Origin of the sequence: Methylobacterium sp. Leaf399 (genome assembly GCF_001424525.1) — a bacterium.
Taxonomy (GTDB): domain Bacteria; phylum Pseudomonadota; class Alphaproteobacteria; order Rhizobiales; family Beijerinckiaceae; genus Methylobacterium.
On the sequence record NZ_LMQK01000012.1, the window covers coordinates 1 to 20,384 of the forward strand.

The 20,384-nt window shown below is 63.4% G+C and carries 9 protein-coding genes and 5 pseudogenes; 7 read left to right on the forward strand and 7 right to left on the reverse strand.

All coding sequences use genetic code 11. From position 1 onward, the window contains the following. The first annotated feature begins 53 nt into the window (after positions 1 to 53). A protein-coding gene (locus tag ASG40_RS20420; protein ID WP_156387622.1) for an IS630 family transposase occupies positions 54 to 1,150 on the forward strand; the annotation gives its coding sequence in 2 pieces (ribosomal slippage) (positions 54 to 585 and positions 585 to 1,150; 1,098 coding nt in all). A 110-nt stretch (positions 1,151 to 1,260) separates the two neighbouring features. Here the strand turns inward: ASG40_RS20420 and ASG40_RS21650 are convergent. The 6 genes and pseudogenes from ASG40_RS21650 to ASG40_RS21130 form a co-directional block, all read right to left on the reverse strand. Further along, a pseudogene (locus ASG40_RS21650) lies at positions 1,261 to 1,885 on the reverse strand (helix-turn-helix domain-containing protein); the annotation flags it as partial. 173 nt (positions 1,886 to 2,058) lie between these two features. After that, the gene (locus ASG40_RS08285) at positions 2,059 to 8,256 is read right to left on the reverse strand and encodes an FG-GAP-like repeat-containing protein (protein WP_055883483.1); all 6,198 of its coding nucleotides are present in this window, start codon (positions 8,254 to 8,256) and stop codon (positions 2,059 to 2,061) included. A 755-nt stretch (positions 8,257 to 9,011) separates the two neighbouring features. Continuing rightward, positions 9,012 to 9,800 (reverse strand): calcium-binding protein (locus ASG40_RS21850; protein ID WP_210168790.1); only part of this gene is annotated, 789 nt, incomplete at its 5' end. A gap of 1 nt (position 9,801) precedes the next feature. Further along, positions 9,802 to 10,313, reverse strand: a pseudogene (locus ASG40_RS22525) (calcium-binding protein); the annotation flags it as partial. Positions 10,314 to 10,401: 88 nt separating this feature from the next. Further along, positions 10,402 to 12,539 (reverse strand): annotated as a pseudogene (locus tag ASG40_RS22530) (beta strand repeat-containing protein); the annotation flags it as partial. Next, on the reverse strand, positions 12,487 to 13,143 hold the full coding sequence (locus tag ASG40_RS21130; protein WP_156387624.1) for a hypothetical protein: 657 nt from the start codon (positions 13,141 to 13,143) through the stop codon (positions 12,487 to 12,489). The gene ASG40_RS21130 and the pseudogene ASG40_RS22530, both read right to left, overlap by 53 nt. 434 nt (positions 13,144 to 13,577) lie before the next feature. Between ASG40_RS21130 and ASG40_RS08300 the strand changes: the two genes are divergently transcribed. Together ASG40_RS08300 and ASG40_RS08305 are read left to right on the forward strand one after the other, a co-directional pair. Beyond that, entirely contained in the window at positions 13,578 to 14,396 is an 819-nt protein-coding gene (locus tag ASG40_RS08300) for an IS5 family transposase (protein ID WP_055883496.1), read from the forward strand. A 233-nt stretch (positions 14,397 to 14,629) separates the two neighbouring features. Beyond that, positions 14,630 to 14,973 (forward strand): annotated as a pseudogene (locus ASG40_RS08305) (IS21 family transposase); the annotation flags it as partial. 139 nt (positions 14,974 to 15,112) lie between these two features. Here ASG40_RS08305 and ASG40_RS08310 read toward each other — a convergent pair. Then, a pseudogene (locus ASG40_RS08310) lies at positions 15,113 to 15,625 on the reverse strand (LysR family transcriptional regulator); the annotation flags it as partial. A gap of 108 nt (positions 15,626 to 15,733) precedes the next feature. On the opposite strand from ASG40_RS08310, the gene ycaC reads away from it, so the two are divergent. The 4 genes from ycaC (at position 15,734) to ASG40_RS08330 (ending at position 20,277) form a co-directional block, all read left to right on the forward strand. Next, positions 15,734 to 16,384 carry an isochorismate family cysteine hydrolase YcaC gene (gene ycaC, locus ASG40_RS08315; protein ID WP_200938187.1) on the forward strand — a complete coding sequence of 217 codons (651 nt, stop codon included), beginning with the start codon at positions 15,734 to 15,736 and terminating at the stop codon, positions 16,382 to 16,384. 62 nt (positions 16,385 to 16,446) lie between these two features. Further along, entirely contained in the window at positions 16,447 to 17,277 is an 831-nt protein-coding gene (locus ASG40_RS08320) for an alpha/beta fold hydrolase (protein WP_055883501.1), read from the forward strand. Between the two features lie 150 nt (positions 17,278 to 17,427). Continuing rightward, positions 17,428 to 18,366, forward strand: coding sequence for a pirin family protein (locus tag ASG40_RS08325; protein WP_055883505.1), 939 nt, complete (start codon positions 17,428 to 17,430; stop codon positions 18,364 to 18,366). A gap of 147 nt (positions 18,367 to 18,513) precedes the next feature. Then, a complete protein-coding gene (locus tag ASG40_RS08330; RefSeq protein WP_055883508.1) occupies positions 18,514 to 20,277 on the forward strand; it encodes a monovalent cation:proton antiporter-2 (CPA2) family protein in 1,764 nt (587 codons plus the stop codon). The last annotated feature ends 107 nt before the right edge of the window (positions 20,278 to 20,384 follow it).

The following is a 20,384-nucleotide window of genomic DNA, read 5'->3' on the forward strand; positions in this document are numbered from 1 at the left end:
ATACCAAGCCTCGCTGAGCAGGACTCACGCGGGGTAGCGTCAGCATCTCGGTCGTGATTCCTTCCTTGGGTTTGGAGCCTGAGGAGGATGCGATGGCTGCTCCGGTGCCGCTGCGATCGGACTTCGATGCCGAGGCCTTGCGCGGTCTGGCCAAGAGTTCGCGTGATCCGGCGCAGACCCGCCGCCTGTTGGCGCTGTCGGTGATCGCCGCGGGTGGTCTGCGCTCGGAGGCGGCCGAGATCGGCGGGGTCGGGCTGCAGACGGTGCGCGACTGGGTTGTGGCCTTCAACGCCGATGGACCGGACGGGCTGATCGACGGCAAGGCCCCCGGGGCCCGTCCGCGCCTGAACGCCGACCAGCGCGATGTCCTCAAGGCGCTGGTCGACCACGGACCGACGCCGGCCGCACACGGTGTGGTGCGGTGGCGGTTGTGCGATCTGGCCCAGATCCTGTCCGAGGATCACGGCGTGTCGGTCTCCGAGCAGACCTTGAGCCGAGTTTTACGGGCCATGGGCTACCGCAAGCTCTCAGCCCGCCCGCGCCATCACGCCCAGGATCCGGACGCCACGGCTGTTTTTAAAAAGACTTCCCCGACCGTCTGGCGGACATCGCGCAGGCTGTCGGCGGCAAGCCGGTAGAAGTCTGGTTCTGCGACGAGGCCCGTGTCGGCCAGAAGAACACCCTGACCCGACGCTGGGCCAAGCGCGGAACGCGACCCTCGGCCCCCAAGGACCAGCGCACGGCCTCGGCCTACATCTTCGGGGCGATCTGCCCGGCCAGAGGCGTGGGCGCGGGCCTGATCATGCCCCGTTGCACCACGTCGGCCATGGCCCGCCACCTCGAAGAGATTTCGGCGACCGTGGCTCCTGGCGCCCACGCCGTCCTCCTGCTCGATCAAGCCGGCTGGCACACCACCAGGAAGCTGCCGGTTCCCGACAACATTACCCTGTTGCCCCTGCCGGCGCGCTCACCCGAACTCAACCCGGTCGAGAACCTCTGGCAGTTCCTTCGCGACAACTGGCTCGGAAACCGGATCTTCCAATCCTACGACGACATCCTCGATCACTGCTGCGACGCCTGGAACAAGCTCATCGCCCAACCCTGGCGCATCATGTCCATCGGACTGCGCCGATGGGCCCATGGGTGCTGATCAATGAGAATTGGTATNTGCGACGCCTGGAACAAGCTCATCGCCCAACCCTGGCGCATCATGTCCATCGGACTGCGCCGATGGGCCCATGGGTGCTGATCAATGAGAATTGGTATGAGTTCAGGCTGCTCCAAGGCCAGGGCCACGATCTGCTCGCGGATCTCCGCAGGCAGGCGGTTCCAGACCCGGCTCGGCCGCGAGGGATGGTCATTCAACGCCTCGGGGCCGCCGCGCTGGTAGGCGTCGTACCAGCGGTAAAACGTCGAGCGCGTGATGCCGAGCTTGTCCAGGGTGGCACGCACCGGCAGGTGGGATTGCTCGACGAGCCGGATGATCTGCAGCTTCTCGGGGGCCGGATACCTCATGCCTCGTCGCCCCCAGCCCCGCTCATGCTTTTTTGAGCAGGCGATTCTCCAGGACGAGATCAGCCACGACCTCTTTGAGCGCCCCCGTCTCGCGGCGCAGATCCCGCACCTCATCCGTGGTGGCCGCACGAGCGGTGTCGCCGGACAGGCGCTTCTTGCCAGCCTCCAGGAACTCCTTGGACCAGCCGTAGTACATCGAGGCGGCGATCCCCTCGCGCCGGCACAACTCGGCGATGCTGTCCTCGCCACGCAAGCCTTCCAGTACCACGCGGATCTTCTCCTCGGACGAGAACTGCCGACGTGTGGCCCGACGGATGTCCTTGATCACCGCTTCTGCCGGCTTCTTGGCCGGTCCGGATGTCTGCTTCATCTTCGCTCCTCAGGGGCTACGATGAACTAGCCATTCTCCGTTCGTGAAGACCCTCAATCTGTCCCACAGGTGCTGACGTCGGACAACCTATGCATACGACGTGGGGCGGTGGCGTCTCATTGGCATCGCAGCCGGGTTAGCTTCGGATCAATCCGGCTGCGACGCGGCGTGGCTCACACGATGAAGAAGTCGAGGTGGGTGACGGCGGCCTTGTTGTCGATGGTGGCGAACTGCACCGCGGCCGAAGCCATACCGCTGCCGTCGGCGTCGTAGGACAAGGCTCCCGTCGCCCTATCGTAGATGATGCGGTCGCTGGCATCGGCCGCTCCGGTGGAGAGGTCCTTGAACGCCCCCTCGGCCAGGGGACCGGCTCCCAGCGCCGTGAACACGCTGCGCGCGAGGTGCACGGTGTCGTCGATGACCGAGAAGTCGGTGATGCGGTCGAGGTTGCCCGACCCCAGCGCCGTCCTGAACACGAAGGTGTCCGCCCCGGCACCGCCGGTCAGGAGGTCGTTGCCGCCCTGGCCGTCGAGGACGTTGGCGCCGCCGTTGCCGGTGAGCGTGTTGGCGATGGAGTTGCCGGTACCGTTCAGGTTCCCGGCGCCGGTGAGGATCAGTGCCTCCAGTTCCGCTCCGGCCAGCGAGTACGACACCGAGGCGTAGACGAGATCGGTGCCGACAGCGCCGGTGGCTTCGACAGCGCGGTCGCCGACGTTGTCGACGTAGTAGGTGTCCGAGCCTGCACCGCCGGACATCGTGTCGGCCCCGAGACCGCCGTTGAGGACGTTGGCGCCGGCATTGCCGGTGATGACGTTGGCGAGCGAGTTGCCGGTGCTATTGAGGTTGCCGGTGCCGGTCAGCGACAGGTTCTCCAGGTCCGACCCGGCGAGCGAGTACGACACCGAGGCGTAGACCAGATCGGTGCCTGCAGCGCCGGTGGCTTCGATAGCGCGGTCGCCGACGTTATCGACGTAGTAGGTGTCCGATCCCGCCCCGCCCGACATCGTGTCAGCCCCGCCGAGCCCGTTGAGGACGTTGGCGCCGGCATTACCAGTGATGACGTTGGCGAGGCCGTTGCCGGTCCCATTGAGGTTGCCGGCGCCGGTGAGGATCAGGGTCTCCAGATCCGCGCCGCCAAGCCCGTACGACACCGAGGCGTAGACGAGGTCGGTGCCGACAGCGCCGGTGGCCTCGATGACTTTGTCGCCGACGTTGTCGACGTAGTAGGTGTCCGAGCCCGCGCCGCCGGACATCGTATCGGCTCCGACGAGCCCGTTGAGGACGTTGGCGCCACTGTTGCCGGTGATGACGTTGGCGAGGCCGTTGCCGGTCCCGCTGAGGTTGCCCGTCCCGGTCAGGGTCAGGTTCTCGAGATGTGATCCAGCCAGGGAGTACGACACCGCGGCGTAGACGAGATCGGTACCCGCAGCCCCGTTGGCCTCGATGGCGCGGTCGCCGACGTTGTCGACGTAGTAGGTGTCCGAGCCCGCCCCGCCAGACATCGTGTCAGCCCCGCCGAGCCCGTTGAGGACGTTGGCGCCGGCATTGCCGGTGATCACGTTGGCAACGGAGTTGCCGGTGCCGTTGAGGTTGCCGGTCCCGGTGAGGATCAAGTTCTCTAGTTCCGAGCCACCCAACGAGTACGACACCGAGGAGAAGACGAGATCGGTACCGGCGGCGCCGTTGGCCTCGATGGCGCGGTCGCCGACGTCGTCGACGTAGTAGGTGTCCGATCCCGCCCCGCCCGACATCGTATCGGCACCGAGGAGCCCATCGAGGACGTTGGCGCCGCTATTGCCGGTGATGACGTTGGCAATCTCGTTGCCGGTAAGATTGATTGAATTCGTGCCCGCGTCGTTGGTGGTGTCGAGCCTCTCGATCTCCTGACCAGCGGCGATCGTATAACTGACGCTGGTCAGCACCCGGTCTGTGCCACCGCCAACGGCCTCGATCACCTGATCGTCAAGGTCCTCGACGGAGTACACGTCGTTGCCGGCTCGACCTTCCATCACGTCAGCGCCGGCCCCGCCGGTCAGGCTGTTGGCACCGGCATTGCCCACCAGGGTGTTGGCAAACTCATTGCCGGTGAGGTTGACGACTGTGGTGCTGGCGGCGTCCAGCACCTCCAGCCGCTCGATCTCCTGTCCGGCCGAGAGCGTGTAGCTGATGCTGGTCAGCACGCGATCGGTACCCTCGCCTGCTACCTCGATCACCCGGTCGCCGATGTTCTCGACGTAGAAGCGGTCGTCGCCAAGTCCGCCCGTCAGGTCGTCGGTGCCCGCACCGCCGTCCAGCGTATCGTCACCTGAACCAGCAGTGATCGTATCGTTGCCGGAACCGCCTCCGATGGAGTTTGAGCCAGAGCCGCCTTCGACCAGAAGGTTCTCCGTCTGACCAAAAGCATCGATACCCGACGTTCCAACCAATACCACTTTCTCAATTTCGGAGAACCAGCCGTCGTAGCCGGCGCCGGGATAGAGCCCCTGCAATACGACGACGGAGTCCGAAGCAATCTCGACGGTGTCGTAGCCATCGCCACCCACCATTACATCGACATAAAAACCGTTGTTATACTCATCGACGCCAATCTTGATGAGGTCGTCACCCGCACCGCCAAAAACGCCGCCGGCGGCTCCGCCTTCGCTCAGAATGTCGTCGCCATCTCCTCCTATGATCTGATCGAGACCGTCACCACCTTCGATGACGTCGTTGCCCAGATCACCGGTCAACGTGTCGTTGTCGTTGCCGCCAATCAACGTGTCTGCGCCTTCGCCGCCCTCGATGACGTCGTCGCCCGCACCACCATCGAGGATGTTGGCGGCACTGTTGCCCGTGATGCGGTTAGCGAGTTCGTTGCCGGTACCGTCCAGGGCGTCGGAGCCGGTCAGCGTCAGGGTCTCGACGTTGTCGGCCAACGTGTAGGTGATGGAGGCTTCGACCGTGTCGGTGCCCTCGCCTGCCGCCTCGATCACTTCATCGCCGGCGTTATCGATCCGGTAGGTGTCGTTGCCGGAGCGACCCCGGAAGGTCTCCGCACCGGTGGTGCCGAGGAAAGTCTCGGCCGCGGCTGTGCCGGTGTAGCCATCGATGACCAACGTGCCTGCGGGATTGCCGACGAGGCCGGAAAGGTCAGCGTCATTGCCGGCCCCGTCGCGGATCGTGGTGGTCCCGAGGACCACGCCGGTAACCGCGAGGTCGGCGCTGATCCGGTCGACCTCGACCGTGTGCGTGAAGACGAGTTGCGTGGTGGTCGAGGCCGCAGCGTCGTAGAGGGCGACACCGCCGTCATTCAGCGTCAGTCGAAAGTCGTCGGCGTCGGACAGGGTGACCGGTTCGGACAACGTCAGCGTCAACGTCACGGACTGGCCGACCGTCAGTGTGCCCGCCCCCGCCATGAGGCCGACCGCGGAGGCCGTCACCGACGCCACCGTGGCCGCCGTTTTGTCGAGGGTGAAGCTCACGGTCGCATCGATGACGTTGCCGGCACCGTCGATGGCGCGCACCACCACCATATGCGCCCCATCCGCCAGCGCGGTCGGGTCGTAGCTCGACGCAAATGTGGTGGCGTCGTCGAGCTTGTAGCTCAGGGTGGCGCCGTTGGTGTCCGAGACCGTGGTCGCCAACGCGGCATCGTTGGTGAGGCCGTCGCTTCCGGCGGCTCCGCTGTCCGTGACCAGAGCCGCCGTCAGCACCGGCCCGGTCTGGTCGAGGGTGAAGCTCACGGTCTCATCGGTGACGTTGCCGGCACCATCGGTGGCTCGCACCACCACCGTGTGCGCCCCATCCGACAACGTGGTCGGGTCGTAGCTCGACGTGAAGGTGCTCGCGTCGTCGAGTTTGTAGCTCAGGGTGGCGCCGTTGGTGTCCGAGACCACGGTCGCCAGCGTGGCATCGTTGGTGAGGCCATCGCTTCCGGCGGCCCCGCTATCCGTGACCAGGGCCGCCGTCAGGAGCGGAGCAATCGTATCGACATCGAGCCCCGTGTCACTGCCGATCGCCGTGGTGAGGCTGTTTGGATCGAAGGACGCTGATCTGGTCGAGGTGTTGAGTACAACCGAGACCGTATCGCTGCCGACGTTAGCGATGAGCAGGTCAATTTTGCCGTCCCCGTTCACGTCCGCTGTCGACACCGAAAAGGGACTACCGCCGGCTGAAACGTCGAAGTCGCTAGTGAAGCTGCCAGTACCGTCGCCCAGCCGCACAGAGACCGTATTGCTGCTCTGGTTGGCGACGAGCAGGTCGATCCTACCGTCCCCGTTCACGTCCGCCGTCGTCACTGAGCGCGGAACGCTGCCGGTTGCAACGTCCGCTGCGTTGGTGAAGCTGCCATCGCCGTTGCCCAGACGCACCGAGACCGTGTTGCTACCCAAGCTGGCAACGAGCAGATCGGTCTTGCCGTCCCCGTTCACGTCCGCCGTCGTCACCGATTGAGGTATACCACCAGTCGGGACGTCAACAGCGTTGGTGAAGCTGCCGTTGCCGTTGCCCAGCCTCACCGAAACCGTGTCGCTGTTCAAGTTGGCGACGAGGAGGTCGGTCTTGCCGTCCCTATTCACGTCCGCCGTCGTCACCGAGATGGGACCGCTGCCGGCTGCGACGTCGACGGCATTAGTAAAGCTACCGTCGCCGTTGCCCAGCCGCACCGAGACCGTGTTGCTGTTTGCGTTAGCAACGAGCAAATCGGTCTTGCCGTCACCGTTTACGTCCGCCGTCGTCACCGAATAGGGAATGTCGCCAGTTGCGACGTCGGCGGCGCTGGTGAAGCTGCCGTCGCCGTTACCGAGCCGCACCGAGACTGTATTGTTGCCCGCGTTGGCAACGAGCAGGTCGGTCTTGCCGTCCTCGTTCACGTCCGCCGTCGTCACCGAAAAAGGAGAGTCGCCGGTTGCGACGTCTGCGGCGCTAATGAAGCTGCCGTCGCCGCTTCCCAGTTGCAGCGAGACCGTGTTGCTGTTCGCGTTGGCAACGAGCAAATCGGTCTTGCCGTCCCCGTTCACGTCCGCCGTCGTGACGGAGTAGGGTGTGCTGCCAGTTGCGATGCTCGACGCAATGCCGAAGCTGGTCTGGCCTTGCACACCGAGCGCGCCGCCGTTGAGATCGAGTCCCGTAACTGCGAGATCGCTCGTGTCGTTATCGGCCGCTACCGTGTAGGTGAATTGCGGTCGCGATTGAGCATCCACACCCGAATAGGTCGCAACGGCGCCGTTGCTCAGGGTCAATCGTGGGCTACCTGAAGCCGTTACCGGAGCTTCGGTGACGAGGGTGAAGGTGATCTGATCGCCAGCCTTCTGTGGGCCAATTTGTGTCGTGTTGGTCAAAATCTCCGTCGCCGCCGTGATTTCGCTACCCAGCAGTACCGAAACCGTACTGCTGTTGTAGTTGGCGACGAGCAGGTCGATCCTGCCGTCTCTATTCACGTCCGCGGTCGTCACCGAAAAGGGACGGCTGCCGGTTGCTACGTCGGCGGCGTTGTTGAAGCTGCCGTCGCCGTTGCCCAGATGCACCGAGACCGTGTCGCTGCCGCTGTTGCCGACGAGCATGTCGGTCTTGCCGTCTCCGTTCACGTCCCCTGTCGTTATAGAGCGCGGAGCGCTGCCGGTTGCGACGTCCGCGGCGCTGGTGAAGCTGCCGTCGCCGTTGCCCAAACGCACCGAGACCGTGTTGATGTCCTGGTTGGCGACGAGCAGGTCGGTCTTGCCATCCCCGTTCACGTCCGCCGTCGTCACAGATAAGGGACGGCTGCCGGTGAAGACGTCGGCGGCGGCGGTAAAGCTGCCGTTACCGTTGCCCAGCCGTACCGTGACCCTATCGCCGAATGCGTTGGCAACGAGTAGGTCGGTCTTGCCGTCCCCGTTCACGTCCGCCGTCGTCACGGAGAAGGGACGGCTGCCGGTGAAGACGTCGGCGGCGCTGGTGAAGCTGCCGTCGCCGTTACCCAGACGCACCGAGACCGTGTTGCTAAATTGGTTGGCGACGAGCAGGTCGGTCCGGCCGTCCCCGTTCACGTCCGCCGTCGTCACGGAGCGCGGGTTTAAGCCGGTTGCGACGTCGTCTGCGCTGGTAAAGCTGCCGTCGCCGTTGCCCAAACGCACCGAGACCGTGTGGCTATCGTAGTTGGTGAAGATCAGATCAGTCTTGCCGTCACCGTTCACATCCGCTGTCGTCACCGAATAGGGAACGCTGCTGGTTGCAACGTCAGCGGCGCCGGTAAAGCTACCATCGCCGTTGCCCAGCTGCACCGAGATCGTGTCGCCGCTGCTGTTGGCGACTAGCAAGTCGGTCTTGCCGTCTCCGTTCACGTCCGCCGTCGTCACCGAATAGGGACCAGTGCCGGTCATGACGTCGACGGCGTTGTTGAACGTGACCGACATTGATGTGATCCGCGTGTGACGCCAGCGGCGTCGTTAAAGGCAGAAGCCTTATGAAACGAGGCGCATCACCCACGAAGGCGTTCGCCAAAAGTCAATAACCACACGCAATGGCACTTGGGCAAAAATTCGACACCCGCGCCGTCATGCGCGAATATTATGTGGCAGCGGTGATACACAGGCTGGCGGCATCGCCTTGATGTAAGATACCAAATTGATTTATCTTTCAGGAAAAAAGCGCAATGTTTGATAGGTTTATTCAATCTAGATGCTGTACGATATTACATCGACTAGCTATGTGATCAAGATGATGATTGCAACGTGCACTATGAAAACGAGCGCGGAAGAGACGGTGGCCTCGTGATTGCGGGCTAGCCTGCAGCAGCGGCTATGATCCAACTGAATGTCCGCTTGATCAGCTGACTTTGCTCAACGCATTGCGCTGGAGGTCGAGGTTCTGATCGAGGGTGAAGACGCGGGCATATCCGACGAGCATGTCGGGGTAGTGAGTCAGGAGCGTTTGATCCGCAATAGAATACCGGTCATATTTTCCCGACAGAAACGCGGCCGTTTTGGTGGGTTCAGTACCTGCCTCTCACCAGCGTCGGGAAAACGGTCGTTTTTACGACGTGATAGAGCCGCTTTGACGGGTGGTGGAACGTCTCCGTTAAAATGGCCCTTTCGACCTAGATCGAAAGCATCTCCTCTGCTCCGCAGCCGGGTCGGCTCGGATCGACCCGGCTGCGATGTCGCTTGGCTCATACGATCAAGAAGTCGAGGTGGGTGAGGGCGGCCTTGGTGTCGATGGTGGCGAACTGCACCGCGGCCGAGGCCAGGCCGCTGCCGTCGGCGTCGTAGGACAAGGCTCCCGTCGCCTTATCGTAGAGGATGCGGTCGCTGGCATCGGCTGATCCGGTGGAGAGGTCCTTGAACGCCGCCTCGGCCAGGGGATCGGCTCCCAGCGCCGTGAAGACGCTGCGCGCGAGTTGCACCGTGTCGTCGATGACCGAGAAGTCGGTGATGCGGTCGAGGTTGCTCGGGCCCAGCGCCGTCCTGAACACGAAGGTGTCCGCCCCGGAACCGCCGGTCAGGACGTTGGCACCGCCGTTGCCGGTGAGCGTGTTGGCGATGGAGTTGCCGGTCCCATTGAGATTGCCGGTGCCGGTCAGGATCAGGCTCTCCAGATCCGAACCGCCCAGCGAGTACGACACCGAGGCGTAGACGAGATCGGTGCCAACGGCGCCGCTGGCCTCGATAGCTTTGTCGCCAACGTTGTCGACGTAGTAGGTGTCGGACCCAGCCCCGCCGATCATTATGTCGGCTCCGCCGAGCCCGTTGAGGACGTTGGCGCCGCCGTTGCCGGTGAGGGTGTTGGCGATGGAGTTGCCGGTCCCAGCGAGATTGCCGGTTCCGGTCAGGATCAGGCTCTCCAGGTCCGAGCCGGCGAGCGAGTACGACACCGAGGCGTAGACGAGATCGGTACCGACAGCGCCGGTGACCTCGACGGCTTTGTCGCCGACGTTGTCGACGTAGTAGGTGTCCGAGCCNAGCGAGTACGACACCGAGGCGTAGACGAGATCGGTACCGACAGCGCCGGTGACCTCGACGGCTTTGTCGCCGACGTTGTCGACGTAGTAGGTGTCCGAGCCCGCCCCGCCGGACATTGTATCAGCACCACCCATCCCGTTGAGGACGTTGGCGCCAGCGTTGCCGTTGATGACGTTGGTCAGCGAGTTGCCGGTCCCATTGAGGCTACCGGTGCCGGTGAGCGTCAGGTTCTCCAGATGCGATCCGGCGAGCGAGTACGATACCGAGGCGTAGACGAGATCGGTGCCGATCGCGCTGTCGGCCTCGATGGCACGGTCGCCGGCATTGTCGACGTAGTAGGTGTCGGACCCAGCCCCGCCGATCATTATGTCGGCTCCGCCGAGCCCGTTGAGGACGTTGGCGCCGCCGTTGCCGGTAAGGGTGTTGGCGATGGAGTTGCCGGTCCCATTGAGATTGCCGGTGCCGGTCAGGATCAGGCTCTCCAGATCCGAGCCGCCCAGCGAGTACGACACCGAGGCGTAGACGAGATCGGTACCGACAGCGCCGGTGACCTCGACGGCTTTGTCGCCGACGTTGTCGACGTAGTAGGTGTCCGAGCCNAGCGAGTACGACACCGAGGCGTAGACGAGATCGGTACCGACAGCGCCGGTGACCTCGACGGCTTTGTCGCCGACGTTGTCGACGTAGTAGGTGTCCGAGCCTGCTCCGCCGGACATGGTGTCGACACCGGTACCACCGTCGAGCCTATTTGCGAAACCGTTACCGCGCAGCGTCTGTGCGATCTCATTGCCCGTAAGGTCGCGGGCGGTGGCGGTCACCGAGCGGTCCATCTCCATAACTTCGACGCTGACGCCCGCGCCGAGCGTGAAGCCGTTGCCCCCGTAGTAGAAGATCAGCCTGTCGCTGCCTTCGCCCGCACTCTCAATAATCGTATCGTCCGAATTTAGGTAGTAGGTGTCGTCACCTCGGCCGCCGTAGAGCTTATCGCCGCCACCCTCGCCGCCAAACGTGTCATCGCCGTCCAGACCGAACAGCGCGTTCACGCCGCGGTTGCCGTTAATCACGTTGTTCAGTGCGTTGCCCGTTCCGTCGATGTTCCCCGTGCCCGCCAGGCGTAAGTTCTCGATGTTGCCCTTCAACCTGGCATTGCCGGTAAGCGAGACGGTAAAGTCGGCAACGACGGTGTCGATCCCGCTTGAGCCCGCGACGCTCTCGTCGGCCTCGTCGGTCGCATCGATCAGATAGGTGTCGTCGCCCGCGCCGCCTTGAAGGATGTCGGCCGCCTCGCCGCCATCGAGCCAGTCGACGCCCGTTCCGCCGAGAAGCCGGTCAATCCCGCCGCCGCCCGAAAGCGTGTCATTTCCGCCCCCGCCGTTCAGAAGATTGGCGCCGTCATTGCCGGTGATTGCGTTGGCAAGTCCGTTTCCGGTGCCGGACAAGGTCTCCGTACCCGTGAGGACAAGGCTCTCGACGTCTCCGAACAGCGTGGTTGAACCCGCGAGGCTGAACGAGACCGAGCTGCGGACGGTGTCGAGGCCGTTTGAACCGGTTAATCCCTCGTCGATAACGTCGTCCGTGCTGTCGACCACGTAGGTATCGTCGCTCGATCCACCTCTCAGGATGTCTCTGCCGCCTCCGCCGATCAGTGTGTCGCTACCACCCCCGCCGGCCAGCACGTTGCTTTCCCCGTTGCCGGTGATCGTGTTGGCGAGGTCGTTGCCCGTCACATTCGCCGCAGTCGTGCCGGTGAGTAGGACATCCTCGATGCTGCCCTTGAAACGCGACGCGTTCGACAGGTCGACCGACACGGCGGCCTCGACCCGGTCGATGCCGTTCGCATTCAGGGTCGTCTCATCCACGATGTCGAACTCGTCGATGATGTAAACATCGTTGCCGACGCTGCCTTGAAGCAGGTCAGCGCCCACGCCGCCATCGAGCACGTCGTCGCCAGCGAAACCCTTGATCGTGTCGTCCCCACCGAGTCCACTAAGGCGGTTGCCGAAGGGGTCGCCTTGGAGTTGGTCGCCGTGCTGCGAGCCGATGAGGTTCTCGAAGCCGGACAGTGCGTCGCCTTCGGCGTCTCCGCCGCGCCCACGCCCGTTGATTCCCACCTGCACGCCCGCTGACGAGCTTTCGTAGCTGACGGTATCGATTGCGGAGTCACTGCTAAAGCGGCTGTCGCCATTCAGCGTGTCCGCGCCAGCCTCGCCGAGAATGTAATCGGCCCCGAAGCCACCCTCAATGACATTGTTGCTACCGTTTCCAGAGATGTAATCGTTGCCGTAACCGCCAACGACGTTCTCAATCGAGGTGAGGCTGACGCCCTCGGTCCATTGCCCATTGTAGAACTGGTAGAGGTATCCGTATCGGCCATTATATGGGAGGTAGACAGTGGAGCTGTTATAAAGCAGCTCAATAGTATCGATGTCACCCCCGCCATCGATCTGATCGAACGTAACTCCGTAGCCAACCACGAATTTGTCGTTACCCGCTTCGCCGTAGGCGTCAATCCGTCCATAAACATCGGGAAAAATGTCGCCGGTGATTAGGTCATCGCCATCGCCCCCGTATATCGTATCAAGTCCATTATCGGCATCAATGATATCGTTTCCGCCTAGCCCGTAGATTATTTCCGAGCCTTGATTGCGCCGTGTAATTTGGTCGGCGCCCTGAGTGCCGTAGAAGTCAGCCATGCGAATGCTCCTTCGAACGAGAGGCGTGTGCGGACGACGCTTCATCGGGTCTGGCCAGATGGTTCGCGACGAACCCGTTCACGGACAGCCGCACCGGTCGCAACCGCCCGTCCGGGTAGAGGCGGCGATAAACGATCTCACGCCTCCCCATGATGGCGCGCCGTGCCCCCCTGAGCAGAAGAACCTTGACGGCCCGGCTGTTGGCCGACCAAACGTTGAACACGATACAATCGCCTGATCGGCCGTCGCCCAAGCCGCCATCGCCAGAAGCCCAGCTCCAAGCCGCTTCCCGATTGGCGTAAGCCCACCCCAACATGCCGACGACCTGGCTCTTCTCATCAAGCACGAGCACATAATGGCCGCGGTTAATCTGTCCCGCTAACACCTTCGACCAGGCCACGAAGCCGATCGATGCGTAGGCCGGCTTCGACATCAGATGATCGACAGCGAGGCCCAGGGCCGTGTACGGGTTAGCGACACGCCCGTAATGCAACGACGAGCCTTGCTGCGTATCACGTTGCGCATGCGACCGCTCGCCCTCCACCAGACCCTCGGCCCGAACCCAATCATCGGCACCGCTCCGCGCCATCAGTGCGCCTCCGCCGTAACCACCCGCGTGTAGGATGACCAGCTTTGCGTCGTTCTGCAATCACGCGTCCTGATGTTCCTAAATCTCCCTCGCCCGATTGAATGTTTTGAAATTTTTTAGAGATGCCCGAGCATGGCTCGACGGCCGGCGCAAGATAAAGTCTAGCGATCGGACTTGAATAGCACTATGACTGTATCATTGTGTGTCTCCGCAGACTCCAATTGGCCGGCCTCCGATACCCGGCCCAAGGACGAACTCTCATCCCGCCCACGCTCCAATCTCGGCCGAGAACCAGTTTTTCAACGAAATCTACCCCTAACCGAAGTTGCCGGAGGGCAGACAAACGGCCGCTTTGGGAAAGTGCTGATGGTGGTCGGCATGGTTGGGTTGGGTCGTGAGACCCCGTTTCATAACAGGCAGAACAGCTTAGCTTTGGGTGAGCGGCGAGCATCGCGGGCGTTGGGAGAGTGTCTGACGCTCATCCAGGAACCCCGATGTGGACGCCCGCCGCCCGCGCCGAGCTTGCGCGCGAGAGCCTGCCTTACGCAACCAGCCTCAGCGAGGCCGAGTGGGCGGTGCTCGCGCCGCTTCTGCCTGCGCCGTCCAGCACAGGCCGCCCATGGCGCCGGCCCCTGCGGGCGGTTTTCGACGGCATCCTGTACGTGCTGCGGACAGGATGCGCGTGGCGGCATCTGCCGCTGGACTTCCCGCCGTGGAGCACGGTGCATCGCTGGTTCTTGCGCCTCTCGCAGACAGGCGTGTTCGAGCGTCTCGCCCATGCCCTCACGATGGCCGACCGCGAGCGCGTCGGACGCGAGGCAAGCCCGACCGGCTGCGTCGTCGATGCGCAAGCTGCCCGCTCAGGGGGCGTGGGGATGGCCGGCAAGCGCGGTTACGATCCGGCCCGGCGGGTCGTCGGGCGCAAACGCCACGCGCTGACGGATACGGACGGCCGTCTCCTCGTGGCTGCGGTCTCACCCGCTGACCTGCACGACAGCCACGGCGCGATTGCCTTGCTTCGCGCCTCGCGTCGACTGTTCCCCTTTCTGGCCCACTGCTTTGCCGACCGAGCCTATCGCGGCGAGCGCGTTGGCGCGGCCACGACCATCCCGGTCGAGATCGTCGAACAGAAGGAGGGCCAGAAGGGCTTCGCGGTGCAGCCCAGGCGGTGGGTCATCGAGCGGAGCTTCGGCTGGATCGCCCGCTGCCGCAGGCTGGCCCGCGACCACGAGGCTACTCCGTCCTCTGCGCTCGCCTTCTTCGTCCTCGCCGCAGCCATGATCCTCGTCAGACGGATCGCCCGAGCCTTATGAAACAGGGTCTCACAGTTGGCGGTCCGAGTACGGCGGTCTGAAGGGTGATCAGGTCAAGCGGCTGAAGTCTCTGGAGACTGAGAACCTGCGTCTGCGTCGGGCGATCTCGGACCTGATGTGTATCGGCGTGCAACTTTGACCCCGTGAGGTGGGGGATCGGCGTCCAATTCTAACCCCCTAAGCTCGTTCTCGCAGACTGCTCTCCGGTACGGCCGGAAGGGTGGTGTAGGGGGATGAAGGGCGTGGACACGATTGCGCGCATCTGGCGCGAGTTCTTCACCCGCGGCCGCGCGATCAAGGACATCGTCCGCGACCTGCACGTCTTCCGCAACACGGTCCGGAAGGTCATCCGGTCGGGGGCCACCGCCTTCGCCTACGAGCGCGAAGTGCAGCCGCTGCCCAAGCTCGGACCGTGGCGCGACGATCTCGATCGGATGCTGACCACCAACGCCGGCAAGTCCGCCCGCGAGCGGCTGACGCTGATCCGAAACTACGAGGCGCTGCGCGGGCTCGGCTACGAGGGCGGCTACGATGCCGTTCGGCGCTATGCCAAAATCTGGAAGCGTGAGCGCGCTTCNGCTGATCCGAAACTACGAGGCGCTGCGCGGGCTCGGCTACGAGGGCGGCTACGATGCCGTTCGGCGCTATGCCAAAATCTGGAAGCGTGAGCGCGCTTCGGTCACGGCTCAGGCTTTCGTGCCGCTCATCTTCGCCCCGGGCGTCGCCACCAGCGATCGACGGATCGCGCAGAGCCGGCGAGCCCGCAACGAGGAGTCTGCCAGAGCCGCGATCCGCAAGCCGATATCAAAGCCCCCTCCGATAAGGTCGACCAAAGCATCACTTATGTGCAGATCGACCGACACGGCCGGGTACTGGCTCAGGAATGGAGGCAGTCGCGGCGCGACATGCATCACACCGAACGACATCGGCGCGGCAAGCCGCACTAAACCACGAGGTTCCAAAGCTCCAGCGATTGCCTGGACCTCGGCGGCCTCTCCTTCGGACAAGATTCGTGCGGCGCTGTCCTTCGTGGCCTGTCCAGCCTCCGTCAGGGCGAGCTTGCGCGAGGTGCGATGGAACAGACGGGCACCGATGCGTGCCTCCAAGCGACTGACGGCCTTCGAGACCGTCGCTTTCTACAACCCGAGTTCAGTGGCAGCCCGACTGAACGAGCCGGTCTCGAACACCTTGGAAAAGATGGCCCACGCTTCGAAGTCAGGTAGGCGCATCAGGCATGTTCCAGAAACGGTGAGTTTCTATCGTTTCTGTTTTACGACTGTCACATAAGCGCATAATTGTTGCACTGCAAACGCGCCGCACCTCGATCGATGGAAACGATGATAAGCAAGCCCTACACCCGCCTCGACCTTGACCAAGCCGTGGTCCTCCTCGTGGATCATCAGGCCGGGTTGATGTCGCTCGTGCGCGACTACAACCCCGATCAGTTCAAAAACAACGTTCTGGCGGTTGCCGATCTCGCCGCCTACTTCAAGCTTCCGACGATCCTGACCACGAGCTTCGAAGACGGTCCCAATGGTCCCCTGATGCCGGAGCTGAAGGCGAAGTTTCCCAATGCGCCCTACATCGCGCGACCGGGCCAGATCAACGCCTGGGACAATCCCGACTTCGTTGCCGCCATCAATGCGACGGGCCGCAAGCAGATCATCCTGGCCGGAGTAGTCACGGAGGTCTGCGTCGCCTTCGTCGCGCTGTCGGCGATCGCGGATGGCTACGAGGTCTTCGCGGTCACGGACGCGTCCGGCACCTTCAATGAGGGCGTGCGCGATGCGGCCTGGATCCGGATGTCGTCGGCCGGGGTGCAGCTCATCAACTGGTTCGGCGTGGCGTGCGAACTGCACCGTGACTGGCGCCGCGACGTCGAAGGCCTAGCGACTCTGCTGGCCGCTCACATCCCCGATTACCGCAACCTGATGACAAGCTACAGCGCCTTCAAGGGAGCGATCCCGCAGACACCCACGGCCGCTTGAGGTTCACCGCTTCGACACCGCGCCAAACGAGGCGCTTCCACTTCACCACACGGAGAAGCGACATGCCCACTTTCACGACCCAGGACGGCGCAGAGATCTTTTACAAGGATTGGGGTCCGAAGGACGCGCAGCCGATCGTCTTTCATCACGGTTGGCCGCTTAGCGGCGACGACTGGGACAACCAGATGATGTTCTTCCTTGGTCATGGGTATCGCGTGATCGCACATGATCGCCGCGGCCATGGCCGCTCGTCACAGACGGCGGCCGGCAACGAGATGGACACCTACGCGGCTGACGTCGCCGAGTTGGTTGGGGTTCTCGACCTGAAGAGTGCGATCCATGTCGGCCACTCGACCGGAGGCGGTGAAGTTGCTCACTACGTCGCCCGCGCAGAGGCAGGCCGCGTCGACAAGGCGGTGCTGATCGGGGCGGTGCCGCCCGTGATGGTCAAGTCCGAGCGCAACCCGGGCGGTCTGCCGATCGAGGTGTTCGACGGCTTCCGCGCCGCCCTCATCGCGAACCGTGCTCAGTTCTATCGCGACGTTCCGGCAGGCCCGTTCTATGGGTTCAATCGTGACGGTGCGAAGGTCTCGCAGGGAGCCGTCGATAATTGGTGGCGGCAGGGCATGATGGGCGGCGCCAAGGCGCAATACGATTGCATCAGGGCATTCTCGGAAACGGACTTCACAGAGGACCTGAAGGCGATCGATGTCCCGGTGCTGGTGATGCACGGCACCGACGACCAGATCGTGCCGATTGCCGACTCGGCGCTGCTCGCCCACCCGCTGCTGAAGAACGGAACCCTGAAGACCTATGAGGGCCTTCCGCACGGGATGTGCACGACGCATCCCGACATCATCAACCCAGACCTGCTGGCTTTTGCACGCGGCTGAAGCTGTCACCGCGAGCCGGGTAACCCGGCTCGCCTCTCAACACCGGCTCGCCTCCCAACAGGTGGCCAAGATGGCGGTGAGCGTTGTAGCCGGGTTTGCTCTGCAATCCGCTTCAGTCGTCAATCGCACGAAGCAAGAGGCGGATCGGCAATGAGTTGGCACAGCGCGGAAGACCCCATCCCCGGTGATCACTTTACCTGTGATGCCATCAAGACGTTGATCGTTCCGCGTTCGCGTGATCTTGGTTCGTTCGCCGTGCGGAGGGCTCTTCCCTCGACCGAGTGCCGGATGGTCGGTCCCTTCATCTTCTTCGATCAGATGGGCCCATCCGAGTTCCTGCTCGGACAAGGGATGGACGTGCGTCCACATCCCCATATCGGACTGTCGACCGTCACCTATCTGTTCGACGGCGAGATCATGCACCGGGACAGCCTCGGTACGGAGCTGCCGATCCGTCCGGGCGAGCTGAACTGGATGACCGCGGGTCGCGGCATTACCCATTCGGAGCGCACGGGGTCCGATCTCCGGCAGAGCGGCTCGAAGCTGTTCGGCATCCAGAGTTGGGTCGCGCTCAGCGGCAAGGACGAGGAGAACGCTCCGGCCTTCGAGCATTACGAGGCCGAGGCGCTGCCGGTCTTGACCGGCGAGGGCAAGACTGTCCGGTTAATCGCCGGCGAGGCCTTCGGCATCAAATCCCCGGTTCGGACCTCAAGTCCAATGGTCTACGCCGACGTGGCGCTCGAAGCGGGTGCCGTCCTACCCATCGACCCAACCTACGACGAGCGAGCGATCTACACGATTTCTGGCGCCATCGAGATCGCGGGTGACGGGTTCGGCCCCGGTCAGCTACTGGTCTTCCGTCCAGGCGACCGCATTAGCGTTCGAGCGACTGAGGCGGCACGCTTCATGGTCCTCGGAGGCGAGCCGATGGATGGCCCACGTCATCTCTGGTGGAACTTCGTCTCCTCACGTCTTGAGCGGATCGAACAAGCCAAGGAAGACTGGCGGCAAGCTCGCTTCGACACCGTGCCTGGCGAATCCGAGTTCATCCCACTTCCGGAAAACCCTCCGCCGGTCCGGTACCCCTGACGATGGCCGGAGGCACCTCGACAAAGAGGTCACCTCAAAAAAGGGCGGCAAGGAGCAAGACCTAAGCGACGTGAGCTCTCGGCCTGTCGCTATCCAAGGACTCCGCCCACGCCCCCAAGCTTCTAAAAAAAATGACAGGTGTATGCAATGGCTGTTGAAGCATCCGGCGCCTTGAGCGAACTCGTCCAGGTCGTGGCCCTGCTCGCCGCGGGCGTCGTGGCGGTCCCGCTGTTCAAGCGCATCGGACTCGGTTCCGTCCTCGGCTACCTCGTGGCCGGGCTTGTCATCGGCCCCTTCGGCCTCAGCCTCTTCTCGGATGCCCATGCGATCCTGCATGTCGCCGAACTCGGCGTTGTGATGTTTCTCTTCATCATCGGGCTGGAGATGGAGCCGTCGCGGCTCTGGGGGATGCGGCGCGAGATCTTCGGCCTCGGCCTTACACAGGTCGGCGCCTGCGTGGCGGCCCTCACCCTCGTCGGCGTCGCGATGGGGTTCCCGATCGCCGTGTCGTTCGTAGCCGGCACCGGCTTCGTCCTGACCTCGACGGCGATCGTCATGCAGCTCCTCGAAGAGCGCGGCTCGCTGTCGACGCCGAAGGGACAGCGCATCGTCGCAATCCTTCTCCTGGAGGATCTTGCCATCGTCCCGCTGCTCGCGGTCGTCACCTTTCTGGCGCCCGGCGGCCAGGAGACGAGCACGGTCGATCGCCTCTACACCATCGGTATCGCCCTAGGCTCCGTTGCGGCGCTGATCGCGGCCGGACGCTGGCTGCTCAACCCGATGTTCCGTCTCCTAGCCGCCTCCAAGGCGAGGGAGGTCATGACGGCGGCGGCCCTGCTGGTCGTACTTGGCTCGGCGCTCGCCATGCAGCTCGGCGGCCTGTCAATGGCAATGGGTGCCTTCCTAGCCGGTGTCCTGCTCTCGGAATCGAGCTTTCGCCATCAGCTCGAAGCGGATGTCGAGCCGTTCAGGGGCATCCTGCTCGGCCTGTTCTTCCTCGGCGTCGGCATGTCCCTTGATCTAACCGTCATCGGCGCGAACTGGGCACTGATCCTTGCAAGCGTCGCTTCCTACATGTTCGTGAAGAGCCTTGTCATCTACGGGGTGGCCCGAGCTCTGCGCGCCTCGCATCCCGAGGCCATGGAGCGAGCGGCCCTGATGGCACAGGGCGGCGAGTTCGCCTTCGTGCTCTACGCCGCTGCAACCAGCGCCGGGATTATCGACAGCACCACCAACGCGATCCTTACGGCGACGATCATCCTGTCGATGGCACTGACGCCCCTAATGGTGATAGCCTTCGGCCGCTTCGGTCCGAAAGCATCCGTCTCGATGGAAGGCGCTGATGTGCCGGAAAACCTCGCCGGCAGTGCCCTGATCATCGGTTTTGGGCGCTTCGGCCAGATCGTCAGCCAACCGCTGATCTCGCGTGGCTGCTCCGTGTCGATTATCGACACCAATGCCGCCTATATCCGCGTCGCAGAGGCGTTCGGCTTCAAAGTCTACTACGGCGACGGCGCTCGGCTCGATATCCTGCACGCCGCTGGGGCAGCGAACGCACGCGCGATCCTGATCTGTATCGACGACCGTGCTGTAGCCAAGCACATCGCCGAAATCGCGAAAGCCGAGTTCCCGCTTGTCCCCGTTCTCGCCCGCGCCCGCGACCGTGAGCACGCGATTGAACTGATCCATGCTGGTGTCGCATTCCAGCTTCGCGAGACGTTCGAGTCTGCGCTGGCCTTTGGCGAACAGGCGCTTCTGACGATCGGCGACGAGCCAGAGGCAGCCACGGCAGTCATGGCTGAGGTCCGCCGCCGCGACGCCGAGCGTCTCGACATGGAGGCCGTTGGCGGCATCTATGCCGGGCGTGATTTGATCCGAGGAAACGCTAGAGAGGCGCAGGAGATTGGCTGAAATCCTTCAAGCCGGCATTCAGTGCCAGTTATACGATGATCTGCAACGGATCAGGACTGAGCGGACGTCACTGTCCGCTTAAACAAACCTGTGCACGAAGGCGGATT